Source organism: Ruegeria sp. HKCCA0370 (assembly GCF_013033705.1).
Lineage (GTDB): Bacteria > Pseudomonadota > Alphaproteobacteria > Rhodobacterales > Rhodobacteraceae > Ruegeria.
Genome location: NZ_WQEP01000001.1, coordinates 996,867 through 1,013,165 on the forward strand (window position 1 = coordinate 996,867; position 16,299 = coordinate 1,013,165).

The following is a 16,299-nucleotide window of genomic DNA, read 5'->3' on the forward strand; positions in this document are numbered from 1 at the left end:
CTCTTTATCAAGGTTCATTCTGTCGCGAAGTGATCCGAATCAAAACCGAATCCCGCCTGCTGACAGTCTAACGGAATGCGACAGAAAATACCCACTGTTTGGTTTCAACCACTTGGGCCGCACTCTTCACCCGCCCAGTGCAATCAAGGCCCAGTTCCGCTTGCACTTTGGGTGCTGAATGGTATTGAGCCCGCAATCTGCTTTTTATCCAAAGGAACAACGCCCGTGGACCTGACTGCGCTGCGCAAAGCCAACCCCGAACACTGGGACAAAGCTGCGGCAATCCGCACCCTGACCCTTGACGCCGTCGCCGCCGCAAATTCCGGCCATTCCGGAATGCCCATGGGCATGGCCGATGTTGCGACCGTTCTGTTCGAAAAGCACCTGAAATTTGATGCCTCGGCCCCGAACTGGCCGGACCGCGACCGGTTCATCCTGTCGGCTGGCCATGGTTCGATGCTGGTCTATTCGCTGCTCTATCTCACCGGTCACGCCGATGTGACGCTGGACGAGATCAAGAATTTCCGCCAGTTGGGCGCAAAGACCGCGGGTCACCCCGAAAACTTTCTGATCGACGGTGTTGAAACCACCACCGGGCCTCTTGGGCAGGGCATTTCCAACGCGGTGGGCTTTGCCATGGCCGAGGAAATCCAGCGCGCGCATTACGGCAAGAAGGTCGTGGATCACTATACTTATGTGATCGCGGGCGACGGCTGTCTGATGGAAGGTGTCAGTCAGGAAGCGATCACATTGGCCGGCCGTCATGAGCTGAGCAAACTGATCGTCTTCTGGGACAACAACAACATCACAATCGACGGCACTGTCGATATCGCCGATCGCACCGATCAGGTCCGCCGGTTTGCGGCCTCTGGCTGGCACGTGATTGAGATCGACGGTCATGACCCCAAAGCCATCGATGCGGCCATAGTTCAGGCGAAAAAGTCCAAGAAACCAACCATGATCGCCTGTGAAACCCATATCGCCCTGGGTCATGCTGCGCAGGACACCTCGAAAGGTCATGGCGCACTGACGGATCAGGAACAGCTGAAAGCCGCGAAAGAGGCCTATGGCTGGCCGCACGACACATTCGAAGTTCCAGCCAACGTCAAATCCGCTTGGGAAGCCATTGGTGCACGCGGCACAGACGAACGTGCTGCTTGGGAAGAACGTTTTGCCCAGCTTTCCGAGAGGAAGCAGGCCGAATTCAAACGCGCCTATGCATTTGAGGCCCCCAAGCGGTTGGCTGGCGCCATTCGTGCGTTCAAAAAACAGATGTCTGAAGAACAGCCGAAACTGGCCACCCGTGCCTCGTCCGAAAAAGTTCTGAACGTCGTGAACCCGATCATGACCGAGACTGTTGGCGGCTCGGCCGACCTGACCGGATCGAACAACACAAAATCGGCTGATATGGGCGTGTTCCTGCCGGAAAACCGCAAGGGCCGCTATATCCACTACGGCATTCGCGAACACGGCATGGCCGCAGCGATGAACGGTATGGCGCTGCACGGCGGTATCCGCCCCTATGGCGGCACCTTCATGGCCTTCACCGATTATGCCCGCCCATCCATGCGGCTGGCGGCACTGATGAAGATCCCGTCGGTTTTCGTAATGACCCATGACTCGATCGGTCTGGGCGAGGACGGTCCGACCCACCAGCCGGTGGAACATCTGGCCATCTCGCGCGCGACGCCGAACACCTATGTGTTCCGCCCCGCCGATACGATCGAAACCGCCGAAGCCTGGGAACTGGCGCTGACCTTCAAGGACAGCCCCTCGGTCCTGTCGCTGACCCGCCAGGGCGTGCCGACCGTGCGCAAGGATCACAAGACCAAGAACCTGACCGCACAAGGCGCCTATGTTCTGGCCGAGGCCGAGGGCAAGCGTCAGGCGATCCTGATTGCCACCGGGTCAGAGGTTTCGCTGGCCATGGAAGCCAAAGCGATGCTCGAAGCCGAAGGCATCGGCACCCGCGTCGTCTCGATGCCCTGCATGGAGCTGTTCGCACAGCAGGACGAAGCCTATCGCAAGCGGGTACTGCCTGCCGGTCCGGTCCGCGTCGGCATCGAGGCCGCCGTGCGCGCCGGTGGCTGGGATCGCTGGCTGCTGGGCGAGCGTGGCCGCGAAGCCAAGGCAGGCTTCATCGGCATGTCCAGCTTTGGTGCCTCGGCCCCTGCCGGTGAGCTGTACAAGCATTTCGGCATCACGGCCGAAGCAACCGTGGCCAAGGTCAAGGAATTGTTGGGACTGTAAGACAGTCCCTTCTGATCGAGTAAAGGGCGGCCTTGGCCGCCCTTTTCATTTTGGTTTCAATGCGTTTCGGATTTGCTGAACAGCGGCATGATTATCTTGGTCGCCACCGGGATCAAAACCAATCCCCAGGCCAAACCAAATACGCCATCCATCGTGGCCTTGGATACCCACTCAACCGCACCAACCCATTGACCAGAGACGGAATGCCCAATGGCATAGGCCCAATCATGGATATGATGGCCCAGCCAGCCAAAGCCCAGAACCTCCATCCCGTGGATGACGATCGAGCCCCCCACCCACAGCATCGCCGCAGTTCCCACAATCGACAGGGTTTTCATCACCCCGGGCATTGCCTTGACCAACCCTCGGCCCAAACCGCGACCGATAGGTGTCGGCGCGTTCTGCGCCAGATAAAGCCCCACATCATCCATTTTCACGATCAGCGCGACGGACCCATAGACGGCCACCGTCACGCCGATCCCGACAACGGCCAGCGTCGCGGCCTGCATCCACAGGTTCGGGGCTTCGATCGCCGCCAATGCAATGGTCATGATCTCGGCAGACAGAATGAAATCGGTCTTGATAGCGCCCTTGACCTTTTGCTCCTCCAGGTGGCCCGGATCGCGGTTTTTCATATCGTTCTCAATCACATGGCTGCCATGAGGAAACAGCACATGAAAAATCTTCTCGGCCCCTTCAAAACATAAATATGACCCGCCAAGCATCAACAAGGGCGTGATCAGCCACGGCGCAAAATTGGCCAGCAACAAGGCGACGGGCAGCAAGAGTATGATCTTGTTAAAGATCGACCCGCGCGCAATGCGCCAGATGATCGGCAACTCGCGCGCCGGGGCGAAACCTTGCACGTATTTCGGCGTCACTGCTGCGTCATCAATGATCACACCGGCGGTTTTGGCCCCCGCTTTGCCTGCCGCCGCGACCACATCATCCACTGATGTCGCCGCAACTTTGGCAATGCCTGCCACATCATCCAACAGGGCCAAAAGACCACTCATCGCGTTTCCCTTCAATCTGCTGTCGCCAACCGGACCCTACCTGATCCAACGGCTAGCGCAAGCGTTAGCGCAACCGGCGCAGGTTTGCGCTAACACCTTAAAAATATGCCGTTTTTGCCCTTTTGAGATTCCCTTTTCGCCGTTATATGGCCCTCAAAGCAAGCGCATCTGGAGACGTCATATGACCATCAAGGTCGGTATCAATGGTTTTGGCCGTATTGGCCGCTGCACCCTGTCGCACATCGCCGCGTCCGGGCGCAACGACATCGAAGTGATCAAAGTCAACGCAACTGGCCCGTTGGAAACCTCGGCGCATCTGCTGAAATATGACAGTGTTCACGGGCGTTTTCCGCGCGACATCACCATTGACGGCAATACCATGGATCTGGGTCGCGGCCCGATGCAGATGTTCTCGACCTACGACATGACCGAGTTGGACTGGGAAGGCTGTGACGTCGTTCTTGAATGCACCGGCAAGTTCAACGATGGCCTGAAGGCCAAAACGCATCTGGAACGTGGCGCCGGCAAGGTTCTTCTGTCGGCTCCGGGCAAGAACGTGGACAAGACCATCGTTTTCGGCGTCAATCACAACACGCTGGCCGCCAATGACAACATGGTTTCGAACGGTTCGTGCACGACCAACTGCCTCGCCCCGCTGGCCAAGGTGCTGGACGAGGGCGTCGGCATCGAACACGGCATCATGACGACAATCCACGCCTACACAGGCGACCAGCCGACACTGGACCGTCGCCACAGCGACCTCTACCGCGCCCGCGCTGCTGCAATGTCGATGATCCCGACCTCGACCGGCGCCGCCAAGGCGCTGGGTGAAGTTCTGCCAAACCTGAAAGGCCGTCTTGACGGTTCCGCCATTCGCGTCCCTACCCCGAATGTTTCAGCGGTGGACCTGACGTTCCGTGCCTCGCGCGACACAAGCACGGCGGAAATCAACGCCATCGTCGAAGAGGCCGCCAAAGGCCCGATGCAGCGCGTTCTGGGATATGAGCCCGCTCCGCTGGTGTCGACCGACTTCAACCACACCGAGGAAAGCTCGATCTTTGCACCGGATCAGACCCGCGTTGTCGATGACCGCATGGTCCGCGTTTTGGCCTGGTATGACAATGAATGGGGCTTCTCGGTCCGTATGGCCGACGTAGCTGTTGCGATGGGCCGCCTTAACTGACCCTTCGGACTTCGCTTGTACCTTGATGCCCGCTCAGGTTATCTGAGCGGGCATTTTACGTTCGGGACAGCCATGACCAACCAAATCGCTATCTGGCTCGGCCTTCTTCTTCTCGGCGGTATCATGCTGGATGTGGCGCTGTACGGCACCGAACATCTGCTTTTCCTCGGAAAGAAGCTTTACGACTTTCTGGACTGGCTCGCTTTCTGGCGGTGACAGAGGTTTTCCTTGACATTTCGCTTGATCTGTCATTGTTAGCGCTAACTCATGTTACTGAGACATTTGGACGGAGCAGACCATGACCTTGAAACTGGCGATCAACGGATTTGGACGGATCGGGCGCGGGGTTCTGCGCGCGGTGATGGAAAGCGGACGTACGGACGTTGAGATCGTCGCGATCAACGATCTTGGCAAACCCGAGATGAACGCGCACCTGTTTGAATTTGACAGCGTTCACGGCCGCTACCCCAACCCGGTTACGCTCAGCGATGCAGGTCTGGACGTGGGTCGTGGACCAATTCGGCTGAGCAGCGAGCGCAACCCCGAGGATCTGCCCTGGTCGGATATAGACGTCGTTCTGGAATGTACGGGTGTGTTTCGTACGCGCGAAGCGGCGGAACGTCACTTCAAGAACGGATCCCGGAAAGTTCTGATCTCTGCTCCGGCCAGAGGTGACGGCGGTGTGAAAACCATCGTCTTTGGTGTCAACGATGGCGAACTGACCGCCGATGATCTGGTGGTCTCAAACGCATCCTGCACCACCAACTGCCTGTCTCCTGTTGCTGCGGCTCTGGATGCCGGCCTTGGTATCAAGCACGGCAATATGACCACTGTTCACGCTTACACTGCCAGCCAGCCGGTGCATGATACAGTGGGAAAAGATCCCTACCTGTCCCGAGCGGCGGCGCTGTCGATGATCCCTACGACAACCGGTGCGGCCGCTGCCGTGGGCCTGGTGCTGCCGCAACTCAAAGGAAAACTGACCGGTCAGGCCATCCGCGTTCCAACCCCGAATGTCTCGGTCGTTGATCTTGTGGCCGAGGTTTCACGCCCCACGACCGAAGAAGAGGTCAACCAACTGTTCGTCGATGCGGCTGCCAAAATCCCCGGCGTTCTTGCCGCGGAAAGCCGTCCTCTGGTTTCCATCGACTTCAATCACGACCCGCACAGCTCGACCGTGTCACTGGCTGAAACCAAAGTCACTGATGGCACGCTGGTTCGTGTGCTGGCGTGGTATGACAATGAATGGGGCTTTTCGAACCGGATGCTGGATACTGCGGCCGCAATGGGTGCCTTAGCCTAACCTTTTTTTCAGCGCATCATTGACACGGGGCGTGACGAATTTCGACACGTCCCCGTTCAGCCGGGCGATTTCCTTCACCAGCTTGGACGCGATCGCCTGATGGCGCGCTTCGGCCATCAGGAACACGGTCTCGATCGAATCGTCCAGAGCCCGGTTCATGCCGACCATCTGAAATTCGTATTCGAAATCGGCAACCGCACGCAGGCCGCGCACGATGATTTGCGCGCCTACATCCCGCGCACAATCAATCAGCAGGTTTTCGAAGGGATGCGCGATGATTTCGGTTCCGGTCTGCTCGGACAGCCTGGCGCATTCCGCTTCGATCATGGCCACGCGCTCTTCCAGCGAGAACAGAGGGCCCTTGTCCCGGTTGATGGCCACACCGATAACTAGTTTGTCCACCAAAGCTGCCGCTCGACGGATGATATCGATGTGCCCCATGGTGATGGGATCAAAGGTTCCAGGATACAATCCAACCCGCATCGCGCCCTCCTGCGCAACAAAATTTCTGCGCAAGCAAACATAACTTTGCTGCAGGTGCAAGTGATTGCTTGGGCAACCCTTGTCGTCAGTGCCCCATTATCATGCCTTCAAGGGCGTCTTTTTCCATCGCGAGTTCGGAAAGCTGAGCCTTCACCACATCACCCAAAGTGACAATGCCTACGAGTTTTCCATCTTCAACCACCGGCATGTGGCGAAAGCGCCCCTCTGTCATACGGGACATAATGTCTTCCACGGTGGTCTGGCGCGTCGCCGTGACGAGGTCTTGGGTCATATAAGACTTTACCGGTTGGTTCAGACAACCACTGCCGCTGGCCGCCAGTTCCCGGACGATGTCTCGTTCCGACAGGATGCCGGCCGCGGTTTCGCCACCGTCGTCGGAAACAACGACCGTTCCGATCCGCTTGTCCGCAAGAATCTTCGAGGCCTCTGAGATTGTCGCCGTTGACGCCACGGTCACGACACCATCTGTCGCTTTGGACTTCAGGATGGCCTGGACTAGCATGAAGAATACCTCCGGAATAATAACACTTATTCCAAAGCGTTGCGCGATTGCCGCGACCTGTCAAGCGTCGGGACCTGCTTCCAAACGAAGCACTTCATCGCGAATACCGCGTGTCAGGGCATCCGCAAAGCGGTTCAACCGCTCGTTGCGCTGGTCACCTTGATGCCTGACCAGATAGAAGCTGCGCGTCAAACTCACTTGATCCGTCAGGATTTTCCGAAGCCCCGGGTGGAACGGCAACGTGAAATCATGCGCCACGCAAACCCCTGTTCCCAGGCAGACCTGCCGCAGTTGAACCGATACCGAATTCGATGCAAGAGCGACACGGTCAACGCCAATGTCATTCAGGTAGTCGAGTTCCCGGTCAAAGATCATGTCAGGGATATAGCCGATCAACCTGTGGCCCTTCAGGTCAGCTATGCTCCGGATCGGATCATGTCGCTTCAGATACTCTTCGGTCGCGACCATGTGCAGCTTGTAGTCGCTGACCTTCTTCACCAACAGCTGTCCGGCGGTCGGCGCACTGACCGTAACCGCCATATCCGCCTCGCGACGGGACAGGTTGATCACACGCGGAAGCGCAAGGATCTGAATGTCCAGATCAGGGTTTGCGTCGCTGATTTTGGCACACACCTGCGGCAGCAGATAGTTGGCACTGCCGTCCGGCGCGCCAATTCTGATTTGCCCGCTTAGCGTTTTTGTTGGCCCTGTTACCGCCCCGGCCGCCGCGCGCATCGCCTCTTCTGCGTGCAGCCCGTGTTCCAACAGCCGCTGTCCCGCCGGGGTCAGAACATAGCCTTGCTGCGACTTGGTGAACAATGTGGAATCCAGCGTCGCCTCCAGGCGCGCAATGCGCCGACCGACGGTGGCAGGGTCGATCTTCAGGATGCGACCAGCGGAAGACAGGCTTTCCTCGCGCGCAACAGCCAGGAAAATCCGCATATCATCCCAATTTGGGGTCATTTTGATCCCTTTTGCATTTTTGCAAAACTCTTTTGAGACATTGCCTCTGTTCGCGGGATTTCTGCAAGCCTATTCTGCGCGCAAATTTATCGGAGGAGCTATTGATGCAAGACCTGACCCATTTCCTGAACGGCGAAATGGTCGCCGGAACGTCCGGTCGTTTCGACGACGTCTACAACCCGGCAACTGGCGAAGTTCAATACAAGTGCCCGATGGCCAGTGCGGCGGAAACCACCTCCGCGATTGAGGCCGCCGCCGCCGCCCAGCCCGCATGGGGCGCAACCAACCCGCAGAAGCGCGCGCGCGTCATGATGGCCATGGTCGGCCTGATGAACCGCGACATGGACAAACTGGCCGAAGCGCTGAGCCGCGAGCACGGCAAAACCATCCCCGACGCCAAGGGTGATTTGCAGCGTGGTCTGGAAGTGATCGAATACTGCATTGGCGCACCGCAGATGCTGAAGGGTGAGTTTACCGACAGCGCGGGCCCCGGCATTGACATGTATTCCATGCGCCAGCCTTTGGGTGTTGTCGGCTCGATCATGCCGTTCAACTTTCCGGCCATGATGCCGCTCTGGCACGTTGGCCCTGCCCTGGCCTGCGGTAACGCCGTTGTTCTGAAACCGTCCGAACGCGACCCGTCCGTGCCGCTGATGCTGGCTGAACTGTTCGTCGAAGCAGGCCTGCCCAAAGGCGTTTTCCAGGTCGTGAACGGCGACAAGGAAGCGGTCGACACCATCCTCGACAGCGAGATCATTCAGGGCGTCAGCTTTGTGGGTTCAACCCCGATCGCACAGTATATCTACAGCCGCGCAACCGCGAATGGGAAACGAGCACAGTGCTTCGGCGGTGCCAAGAACCACATGATCGTCATGCCCGACGCCGATCTGGATCAGGCGGCGGACGCGCTGGTTGGCGCCGGTTTCGGTGCGGCTGGCGAACGTTGCATGGCCGTTTCGGTTGCTGTTCCCGTGGGTGAAGAGACCGCGGACGCACTGATCGAAAAACTGGTGCCGCGCATCGAAAAGCTGAAGGTTGGCCCCTACACTGCCGGCGATGATGTCGACATGGGCCCGGTTGTGACCGCCGCCGCCAAACAGCGCATTCTGGGCCTGATCAATTCAGGCGTCGAACAGGGTGCGAAACTGGTTGTCGACAACCGCGACTTCAGCCTGCAAGGCTATGAGGACGGCTTCTTTGTCGGCCCGCACCTGTTCGACCACGTGACGCCCGAGATGGACATCTACAAACAGGAAATCTTTGGCCCGGTTCTGTCCACCGTGCGCGCGGGTTCGTACGAAGAGGCCCTTAAACTGGCCATGGATCACGAATACGGCAACGGCACCGCGATCTTTACCCGCGATGGCGATACCGCACGTGACTTTGCCAGCCGTGTGAACATCGGAATGGTCGGCATCAATGTTCCGATTCCGGTTCCGCTGGCCTATCACACCTTCGGCGGTTGGAAGAAATCCATGTTCGGCGATCTGAACCAGCACGGCCCAGACAGCTTCAAGTTCTACACCCGCACCAAAACCGTGACCGCACGCTGGCCGTCGGGCATCAAGGAAGGTGGCGAGTTCAACTTCAAAGCAATGGACTGATCCCACAGTTTCCTGACGCTTGAAGCCCGGCCCGTTCAATGGCCGGGCTTTTTGCATCTTTCCGCCGAAAACCAGCTTTCGTCCGCTCGGTCACAGGAAATTCAAGTGGTTCACTCTGGAAAAATTCAACCAACACCCATATTTTGGCGTGAACGATGTACTGAGCAGTGAACTTATCGGAGGCAACCTTGTCCCAATCCCGTATGACCCGTCGCTCTGCCTTGCTGGGCGTGGCTTCTTTGGTGGCAACACCTGCCCTTGTTCGGGCACAAAGCACGGATGCTTTCCCTGAAACGGAAGACGCGATCAGTACGCAATTGCCAGTCCGACGCAATATATCGTCCTTCTCGCAGCAGAACTGGCAGGACCATTTCGATGAATTGGGCGTTGGTTGCCTGTTGGCCGATATCACCAGCCGCGCAGTCCATTACTGGGGGCCTGACGGCACATACAAACTGTACCCAAGTTCCGTACCCATGAGCGAAGAGCTTACCAAACGCGGGTACACGAAAGTTGTGCGTAAGACGGAATTCCCAAGCTGGACACCTACGGCATCAATGCGCGAACGTGATCCTTCGCTGCCGCTTCGGATGGAAGGTGGCGATCCCGGCAACCCACTGGGAACCCGCGCCATGTATCTGGGTTGGCCTGCCTATCTTGTTCATGGCACACACGACACGCGCAAGATCGGTCGTCAGAGCTCGTCAGGTTGCATTGGCCTGTACAACCAGCATGTCGAAGAGCTGTATCCGCTAGTAAAAGTTGGCACACAGGTTCGACTGGTCTGATCCACCCGGGCTGAAAAGCAAAAGCCCCAGTCGGTCGCCGGGGCTTTCTTGTCTTTGGAAGACGGCGTTTATTCCGGCAGGATCACTGCATCGACGACGTGGATGACGCCATTGCTGGCTTCGATGTCGGCCTGTACGACCTTGGCGTCGTTCACTTTCACGCCGTTTTTGGCGTTGACGCTCAGCCGGTCGCCCTGAACAGTCAGAACCTTGGCGCGTTTGCCCGCGATATCACCGGACATAACCTTGGCTGGTACCACGTGATAGGTCAGAATCGCGACCAACTGATCTTTGTTTTCTGGTTTCAAAAGCGTCTCGACAGTGCCTTCAGGAAGCGCAGCAAAGGCTTCGTCTGTGGGTGCAAATACTGTGAACGGACCGTCACCTTTCAGGGTGTCAACCAAGCCTGCAGCCTGAACGGCGGCGACCAGAGTGTTGAACGACCCGGCGGCAACGGCGGTGTCGACGATATCAGCGGCCTGAGCCTTGAGCGGCATAGCGAATGCAAGTGCGGCGGCTGCGCCCATGAATGTACGACGGAACATAGCTGTCTTCTCCTCTCCAGCGTGTTATGGAAAGGGTTACGGACCTTTTGCCGCAATGGATCACTTTGGTTTCAGTTTTCTTTGAACTGCACCCAGATGCTTTGCGCCCGCCCCTCGGCCAGAAACGGCAAGGCAACAACGGCATCAGCCCGATCCTGTTGCAGGTAATATCCCGGCCAAAGCATTGAATACGCGCCAGATTGCAGCAAGCTGTGCAATACGTACTGCTCTCCCCAGCCCGGGCAATCATAGAAGAAGCGCTTGGGATATTCGTAGGGCAAAAAAACATCGTGAACGTGGATCACCACCCCGGGGTTCAGCGACGGTATAATGCGGCAGAACAGATGGGCGACATCATTGCTCATCCGCACAACATGGCTGGAGTCGATGAACAGAATGTCTCCGGCCTCCAGCTCTGCGAACAATGCCGGGTCTGTTTCTTCAAGACGTTTTTGTTCGAACCGGTCAACCACATGGGCGATATCGGCGCGCGGGTACGGATCAACCGCGGTAATGGTGGTATCCAGATTGCCATCGATGATTGCCTGACGGGTCACACGGGTGGAATTGCCACATCCGACCTCGATCACGCGTTTGGGCTGAAAACGGCGGATCATCAGATACAACGCATCCGCATCCGGGCTGTCATAGTAACCATTGCCGGTACGATAACCGGTCTGGTTGCGTGCGGAATCTTTCAGCGCCTCCAGGGCAGCTTTGTGACGCCCGTATTCCGCCACAAGTTGAGAGATGTCGAACCCTTCCATCCCTGGCGACAACGCATAGGCGGGGCGCGTCAACCCTCCCGCCGCTTCGAAGGCTTCCAGCCGCGCCCGTTCATCCTGTTCCGCAACTCTGTCGACCAGTTTCACCCCCAATTCTTCAAGGGCGGCGTTGATCTTCGGGAATTTTCTGGGTTTCAAGGCGCTGGCTCCGCGATCTGTGATGCAATGTTCCTTACCGTTGCGAACCGTTTCTCTGCAAGGGCAAGCCTGTCAAACCCTTGGCAAAACGTAAATTTCCGTATTCACTGATGGGACTGACAACTGCGAGGGGCCCCATGCAGCAGGAATTTACACTCGGGATCGAAGAAGAATACCTGTTGGTGGATCGTGACAGCCTGCAATTGTCCGAAGCCCCCGAAGCGCTGATGGCGGCCTGCCAAAGCGATTTCGAAGGTCAGGTCAGCCCCGAGTTCCTGCAATGTCAAATCGAGGTTGGAACCAGACCGCACGCCACGGTCGCTTCGGCGCGCGAAGACCTGAAGCGGCTGCGGTCATGCGTTTCCAAACGGGCCACCGAATACAACCTGTCCCCTATCGCCGTCTCGTGCCATCCCTTCGCCAACTGGAAAGATCAACACCACACCCGGAAAGAACGGTATGACGCGTTGCAACACGCACTCGGCGGCGTTGCCCGGCGGATGCTGATCTGCGGGATGCATGTTCATGTTGGGGTCGAAGACCCTGCGCTTCGGGCCGACCTGATGCCGCAACTGTCATACTTTCTGCCGCATCTCCTGGCGCTGTCCACTTCTTCGCCTTACTGGAACGGCGAGGATACCGGCCTGTCTTCATACCGGCTGACGGTGTTCGACAACCTGCCCCGCACCGGGCTACCGCCAGTTTTTGCCAGTTGGAGCGAGTATGAACGGACCACGGGTATTCTGGTCGAGCTTGGCGTCATAGAAGACACCACCAAGATCTGGTGGGATCTGCGCCCTTCGCATCGTTTCCCGACTTTGGAAACACGGATCATGGATGTTCAGCCCCGGCTGGAGCACACGTTGTCGTTGGCGGCACTGGTGCAGGCCTTGACCCGGATGCTGTGCCGCCTGAAAGACCGCAACCTGCGCTGGCGGCAATATGATCGTTTCCTGATCGGTGAAAACCGCTGGCGCGCACAGCGCTACGGAGTGGGTGAAGGGCTGATCGATTTCGGCGACCGTTCGGTCAAGCCCATGTCCGAACTGATCGGCGATCTCATGGGGTTGTTGGCAGAAGACACCGAAGCACTTGGCACGATGACCGAGCTTGCACGGCTCAGGCAGATTGCTGAAAACGGCACTTCCGCCACGCGCCAACGCCGTATTCATGCCGAGGCATCAGCGCGCGGTGATGATCCCGGCCAAGCCGTCGTGCGCCACCTGATCGAGGAATTTCACGCCGATCTCTGAACGTTTCCGGCTTGTGACCCGTTTCAACCGACTCATTGTTGCGCCTGCAAAATTTCTGTAAGAATTCAGAAATAAACAACCGTTCAATTCATTGCCGACGGGAGGGAGCGTCATGGATTTCGCACTCAGCGAGGAGCAAACAGCCATATTCGACATGGCGCACGCGTTCGGGCAGGAAAACATCGCCCCCTTTGCGCGCCAGTGGGAAGCGGACGGAACCATTCCCAAAACCCTGTGGCCCCAGATAGGCGAGCTTGGTTTCGGCGCGCTGTACGTATCCGAGGAAAGCGGAGGGTCAAATCTGACCCGCTTGGATGCCACGCTGGTTTTCGAGGCGCTGTCGATGGCCTGCCCCTCGGTCGCCGCCTTCCTGTCGATCCACAACATGTGCGCCAAGATGTTGGACAATTTCGCAGATGATGACCTAAAGGCGCGCATCATGCCGGATGTTCTGAGCCTGAATACGGTTCTGAGCTATTGCCTGACGGAACCCGGTTCCGGCTCTGACGCGGCGGCCTTGAAAACCCGCGCCGAACGCACCAACGAAGGATATACGTTGAACGGTACCAAGGCGTTCATTTCGGGCGGTGGCTATTCGGATGCCTATGTTTGCATGGTACGCACCGGTCAGGACGGGCCCAAGGGGATCTCGACCGTATATGTCGAGGACGGCACGCCGGGGCTCAGCTTTGGGGCGCTGGAACAGAAAATGGGTTGGAAAAGCCAACCCACTGCGCAGGTTCAGTTCGACGACTGCAAAATTCCCGCAGGCAACCTGGTGGGCACCGAAGGCGACGGCTTCAAATACGCGATGATGGGCCTCGATGGCGGGCGGCTCAATATCGCGGCCTGTTCTCTTGGGGCTGCACAGGCCGGGCTGGATATGACCCTGCAATACATGTCCGAGCGCAAGGCGTTCGGCCAATCCATCGATCAGTTCCAGGCCCTTCAGTTCCGTCTGGCGGATATGGAGATCGAATTACAGGCGGCACGCACCTTCCTGCGTCAGGCGGCATGGAAACTGGACAACGGCGCGCCCGATGCCACGAAATTCTGTGCGATGGCGAAGAAATTCGTAACCGAAACCGGGTCGAAGGTGGTGGATCAGTGCCTGCAACTGCATGGCGGGTACGGATATCTTGCGGATTACGGCATCGAAAAGCTTGTGCGCGATCTTCGCGTGCATCAGATTTTGGAAGGCACGAACGAGATTATGCGCGTGATCGTCGCGCGCCAACTGCTCGCCAATCGCTGAGGCCCCGATGTCAGACATTGAAATCCGCACCACAGGCCGTGCCGGTCGCATCACCCTGACCCGTCCCCATGCGCTGAACGCGTTGAGCTATGACATGTGCATGGCCATCGACACGGCGATGCGCAACTGGCGGGAAGACGATGCCGTTGACCTGATCGTTCTGGACGCTGAAGGAGAAAAAGCCTTTTGTGCAGGGGGTGACATTGCCGAACTTTATGAAACGGGCACCAAGGGCAATTATGCGTATGGTCAGAAGTTCTGGCGTGATGAATATCGTCTGAATGCCCTTATCTTCGAATATCCCAAACCAGTCATCAGTTTTCTTCAGGGGTTTACCATGGGCGGGGGTGTCGGCATCGGCTGCCATGGCAGCCACCGTGTCGTCGGAGAAAGCTCCAGGATTGCCATGCCCGAATGCTCGATTGGCTTGATTCCGGATGTCGGCGGGTCATTGATGCTGGCCCTTGCACCGGGGCGACTGGGTGAATTCCTTGGGACCACGGGCTTCAGGATGGGGCCTGCGGACGCGATCTTTGCGGGGTTTGCCGACCATTTCATCCCCCAGTCGCAATGGTCTGACCTGATCGAAATTCTGGAAGCGTCTGGAAATGCCGAACTGGTGGCCGAACATTCCGAAACGCCACCCAATGGTGAATTGGCAGGGGTGCTGACGGATATCGACAATCATTTTTCCGGTGAAACTCTGGGCGACATCCTGATCAGCCTGCGCAATGACGGTCAGGAATTTGCAGACAAAACTCTGGAAAAAATAACGAAAAACGCACCGCTTTCCGTGGCCTGCACGATCGAGATGCTGCACCGTCTGCGTGGCCCCTCGCTTACCATGCGGCGCGCGTTGGAGATGGAATACCGCTTTACCCACCGGGCGATGGAGCATGGTGACTTTCTGGAAGGTATCCGCGCGCAGATCATAGACAAAGACCGCAACCCGAACTGGCAGTTTTCCGATATGGACGTCCCCCTGGTGGCCGTCTCGAAAATGTTGCAGCCATTGGGCGCGGACACCCTGACATTCGAGGAGGACTGAGAGATGCAGATCGGGTTCATAGGGCTGGGAAACATGGGGGCGCCCATGGCGGCCAATCTGCCAAAGGCCGGCCATCAGGTTCTCGGATTCGACACGGCCGGCGTTGCCGTTGACGGGGTGACTCAAGCCGAAACCGCGACCGAAGCCGTCGCCTCTGCCGATGCAGTCATAACCATGCTGCCGAATGGCGCCATCCTGCGGGCCGTTGCAGATCAGATCATTCCCGCCATGGCAAAGGGTGCCGTGCTGATCGATTGCTCGACAGTTGACGTGGACAGCGCGCGCGCAGTCGCGGAACAGGCCAGCGGCGCCGGTCTGCTGTTCGTGGACGCTCCGGTTTCGGGGGGTGTCGGCGGCGCGGCAGGTGGCACCCTGACATTCATGGCCGGCGGGTCAGACGACGCATTTGCAAAGGCTGCTCCTCTGTTCGACATCATGGGGCAGAAAGCGGTTCACTGCGGCGAAGCCGGAGCCGGCCAGGCCGCCAAGATCTGCAACAACATGATCCTCGGCGTGACCATGATCGCCACGTGCGAAGCCTTTGCCTTGGCCGACAAACTGGGTCTGGACCGCCAAAAGATGTTCGATGTGGTCAGCACCTCATCCGGGTACAGCTGGACGATGAACGCCTATTGCCCTGCCCCGGGCGTTGGTCCGCAAAGCCCAGCCGATAATGACTATACTCCTGGATTTGCAGCCGAGTTGATGCTGAAGGACCTGCGCCTCAGCCAACAGGCCGCATCCAGTGCGGATGCGGATACACCGATGGGACAGGCCGCGACTGCTCTTTACGAGCAATTCGTCGAAAACGAGGACGGTCTGGGCCGCGATTTCAGCGCCATGCTGCCTCGGTTTGAAAAGCGTGGGCGAAGTTGATCCAAGTCATATTCCGCCCACGGAATGTTTGATACCCAAAGGGTGCAACCTTTTGGAAAGGACTCTTACGTGATGACCAAAAACATGGGCGGGCTCGACAAATCGCTTCGGATCGCATTAGGCGCCGCGCTTATTCTGGGCGCCCTATTGGGATACGGAACCTGGATGTGGATCGGCATCGTGCCGTTGGTCACCGGTCTGCTGAATTCATGCCCGATATACTCTGTGTTGGGCATCAGCACCTGCCCAACCAAGAAAAACTAGATTGAGCAGGCGGTGGAGTGAA

General features: G+C 57.9%; 17 protein-coding genes. 11 read left to right on the forward strand and 6 right to left on the reverse strand.

The window, feature by feature from the left end:
• Positions 1 to 225 precede the first annotated feature (225 nt).
• On the forward strand, positions 226 to 2,250 hold the full coding sequence (gene tkt, locus GOW31_RS05040) for a transketolase (RefSeq protein WP_171168308.1): 2,025 nt from the start codon (positions 226 to 228) through the stop codon (positions 2,248 to 2,250).
• A gap of 56 nt (positions 2,251 to 2,306) precedes the next feature.
• On the opposite strand, the gene GOW31_RS05045 is transcribed toward tkt, so the two are convergent.
• Positions 2,307 to 3,266: a DUF808 domain-containing protein gene (locus GOW31_RS05045; RefSeq protein ID WP_171168310.1), complete on the reverse strand. Its 960-nt coding sequence runs from the start codon at positions 3,264 to 3,266 to the stop codon at positions 2,307 to 2,309.
• A gap of 181 nt (positions 3,267 to 3,447) precedes the next feature.
• Here GOW31_RS05045 and gap (GOW31_RS05050) point away from each other — a divergent pair, with 181 nt between their 5' ends.
• From gap (GOW31_RS05050) to gap (GOW31_RS05060), 3 genes are all read left to right on the forward strand, one after another.
• Positions 3,448 to 4,449 (forward strand): type I glyceraldehyde-3-phosphate dehydrogenase, encoded by a 1,002-nt coding sequence (gene gap / locus GOW31_RS05050; RefSeq protein WP_171116104.1) that lies wholly within the window; start codon positions 3,448 to 3,450, stop codon positions 4,447 to 4,449.
• Between the two features lie 72 nt (positions 4,450 to 4,521).
• Positions 4,522 to 4,665: a hypothetical protein gene (locus tag GOW31_RS05055; RefSeq protein WP_171116107.1), complete on the forward strand. Its 144-nt coding sequence runs from the start codon at positions 4,522 to 4,524 to the stop codon at positions 4,663 to 4,665.
• A gap of 82 nt (positions 4,666 to 4,747) precedes the next feature.
• Positions 4,748 to 5,752 carry a type I glyceraldehyde-3-phosphate dehydrogenase gene (gene gap / locus GOW31_RS05060; RefSeq protein ID WP_152457870.1) on the forward strand — a complete coding sequence of 335 codons (1,005 nt, stop codon included), beginning with the start codon at positions 4,748 to 4,750 and terminating at the stop codon, positions 5,750 to 5,752.
• Here the strand turns inward: gap (GOW31_RS05060) and coaD are convergent.
• The 3 genes from coaD to GOW31_RS05075 form a co-directional block, all read right to left on the reverse strand.
• Positions 5,744 to 6,235, reverse strand: a complete 492-nt coding sequence (gene coaD, locus GOW31_RS05065; RefSeq protein WP_152457869.1) for a pantetheine-phosphate adenylyltransferase — start codon at positions 6,233 to 6,235, stop codon at positions 5,744 to 5,746. The genes gap (GOW31_RS05060) and coaD overlap by 9 nt on opposite strands.
• Positions 6,236 to 6,320: 85 nt before the next feature.
• Positions 6,321 to 6,758 carry a CBS domain-containing protein gene (locus tag GOW31_RS05070; RefSeq protein WP_171168312.1) on the reverse strand — a complete coding sequence of 146 codons (438 nt, stop codon included), beginning with the start codon at positions 6,756 to 6,758 and terminating at the stop codon, positions 6,321 to 6,323.
• A 60-nt stretch (positions 6,759 to 6,818) separates the two neighbouring features.
• Positions 6,819 to 7,721, reverse strand: coding sequence for a LysR family transcriptional regulator (locus GOW31_RS05075; protein ID WP_171168314.1), 903 nt, complete (start codon positions 7,719 to 7,721; stop codon positions 6,819 to 6,821).
• A 104-nt stretch (positions 7,722 to 7,825) separates the two neighbouring features.
• Between GOW31_RS05075 and GOW31_RS05080 the strand changes: the two genes are divergently transcribed.
• Positions 7,826 to 9,325 (forward strand): CoA-acylating methylmalonate-semialdehyde dehydrogenase, encoded by a 1,500-nt coding sequence (locus GOW31_RS05080; protein ID WP_171168316.1) that lies wholly within the window; start codon positions 7,826 to 7,828, stop codon positions 9,323 to 9,325.
• 203 nt (positions 9,326 to 9,528) lie between these two features.
• A complete protein-coding gene (locus GOW31_RS05085; protein WP_171116564.1) occupies positions 9,529 to 10,113 on the forward strand; it encodes a L,D-transpeptidase in 585 nt (194 codons plus the stop codon).
• Positions 10,114 to 10,181: 68 nt separating this feature from the next.
• Here the strand turns inward: GOW31_RS05085 and GOW31_RS05090 are convergent, their stop codons facing one another.
• Positions 10,182 to 10,658: a fasciclin domain-containing protein gene (locus GOW31_RS05090; RefSeq protein ID WP_152457864.1), complete on the reverse strand. Its 477-nt coding sequence runs from the start codon at positions 10,656 to 10,658 to the stop codon at positions 10,182 to 10,184.
• A 71-nt stretch (positions 10,659 to 10,729) separates the two neighbouring features.
• The gene (locus GOW31_RS05095; protein WP_171168317.1) at positions 10,730 to 11,581 is read right to left on the reverse strand and encodes a class I SAM-dependent methyltransferase; all 852 of its coding nucleotides are present in this window, start codon (positions 11,579 to 11,581) and stop codon (positions 10,730 to 10,732) included.
• A 137-nt stretch (positions 11,582 to 11,718) separates the two neighbouring features.
• Between GOW31_RS05095 and GOW31_RS05100 the strand changes: the two genes are divergently transcribed.
• From GOW31_RS05100 to GOW31_RS05120, 5 genes are all read left to right on the forward strand, one after another.
• Entirely contained in the window at positions 11,719 to 12,834 is a 1,116-nt protein-coding gene (locus GOW31_RS05100) for a carboxylate-amine ligase (RefSeq protein ID WP_171168319.1), read from the forward strand.
• A gap of 112 nt (positions 12,835 to 12,946) precedes the next feature.
• A complete protein-coding gene (locus tag GOW31_RS05105) occupies positions 12,947 to 14,089 on the forward strand; it encodes an acyl-CoA dehydrogenase family protein (RefSeq protein ID WP_152457861.1) in 1,143 nt (380 codons plus the stop codon).
• A 7-nt stretch (positions 14,090 to 14,096) separates the two neighbouring features.
• Complete coding sequence (locus GOW31_RS05110; protein WP_171168321.1) at positions 14,097 to 15,137, forward strand: enoyl-CoA hydratase/isomerase family protein; 1,041 nt, start codon at positions 14,097 to 14,099, stop codon at positions 15,135 to 15,137.
• Between the two features lie 3 nt (positions 15,138 to 15,140).
• A complete protein-coding gene (mmsB, locus tag GOW31_RS05115) occupies positions 15,141 to 16,013 on the forward strand; it encodes a 3-hydroxyisobutyrate dehydrogenase (protein ID WP_171168323.1) in 873 nt (290 codons plus the stop codon).
• Between the two features lie 72 nt (positions 16,014 to 16,085).
• Positions 16,086 to 16,277, forward strand: a complete 192-nt coding sequence (locus GOW31_RS05120) for a DUF2892 domain-containing protein (RefSeq protein ID WP_171168325.1) — start codon at positions 16,086 to 16,088, stop codon at positions 16,275 to 16,277.
• Positions 16,278 to 16,299 lie beyond the last annotated feature (22 nt).

Excerpts from the sequence above, each read along its gene's own strand:
- GOW31_RS05075 (WP_171168314.1), bottom strand. The coding sequence starts at position 7,721 with ATGACCCCAAATTGGGATGATATGCGGATTTTCCTGGCTGTTGCGCGC.
- coaD (WP_152457869.1), bottom strand. The coding sequence starts at position 6,235 with ATGCGGGTTGGATTGTATCCTGGAACCTTTGATCCCATCACCATGGGG.
- GOW31_RS05110 (WP_171168321.1), top strand. The coding sequence starts at position 14,097 with ATGTCAGACATTGAAATCCGCACCACAGGCCGTGCCGGTCGCATCACC.
- mmsB (WP_171168323.1), top strand. The coding sequence starts at position 15,141 with ATGCAGATCGGGTTCATAGGGCTGGGAAACATGGGGGCGCCCATGGCG.
- GOW31_RS05080 (WP_171168316.1), top strand. The coding sequence starts at position 7,826 with ATGCAAGACCTGACCCATTTCCTGAACGGCGAAATGGTCGCCGGAACG.
- GOW31_RS05105 (WP_152457861.1), top strand. The coding sequence starts at position 12,947 with ATGGATTTCGCACTCAGCGAGGAGCAAACAGCCATATTCGACATGGCG.
- gap (WP_171116104.1), top strand. The coding sequence starts at position 3,448 with ATGACCATCAAGGTCGGTATCAATGGTTTTGGCCGTATTGGCCGCTGC.
- GOW31_RS05055 (WP_171116107.1), top strand. The coding sequence starts at position 4,522 with ATGACCAACCAAATCGCTATCTGGCTCGGCCTTCTTCTTCTCGGCGGT.
- GOW31_RS05120 (WP_171168325.1), top strand. The coding sequence starts at position 16,086 with ATGACCAAAAACATGGGCGGGCTCGACAAATCGCTTCGGATCGCATTA.
- GOW31_RS05045 (WP_171168310.1), bottom strand. The coding sequence starts at position 3,266 with ATGAGTGGTCTTTTGGCCCTGTTGGATGATGTGGCAGGCATTGCCAAA.
- gap (WP_152457870.1), top strand. The coding sequence starts at position 4,748 with ATGACCTTGAAACTGGCGATCAACGGATTTGGACGGATCGGGCGCGGG.
- GOW31_RS05085 (WP_171116564.1), top strand. The coding sequence starts at position 9,529 with ATGACCCGTCGCTCTGCCTTGCTGGGCGTGGCTTCTTTGGTGGCAACA.
- GOW31_RS05090 (WP_152457864.1), bottom strand. The coding sequence starts at position 10,658 with ATGTTCCGTCGTACATTCATGGGCGCAGCCGCCGCACTTGCATTCGCT.
- GOW31_RS05070 (WP_171168312.1), bottom strand. The coding sequence starts at position 6,758 with ATGCTAGTCCAGGCCATCCTGAAGTCCAAAGCGACAGATGGTGTCGTG.
- GOW31_RS05100 (WP_171168319.1), top strand. The coding sequence starts at position 11,719 with ATGCAGCAGGAATTTACACTCGGGATCGAAGAAGAATACCTGTTGGTG.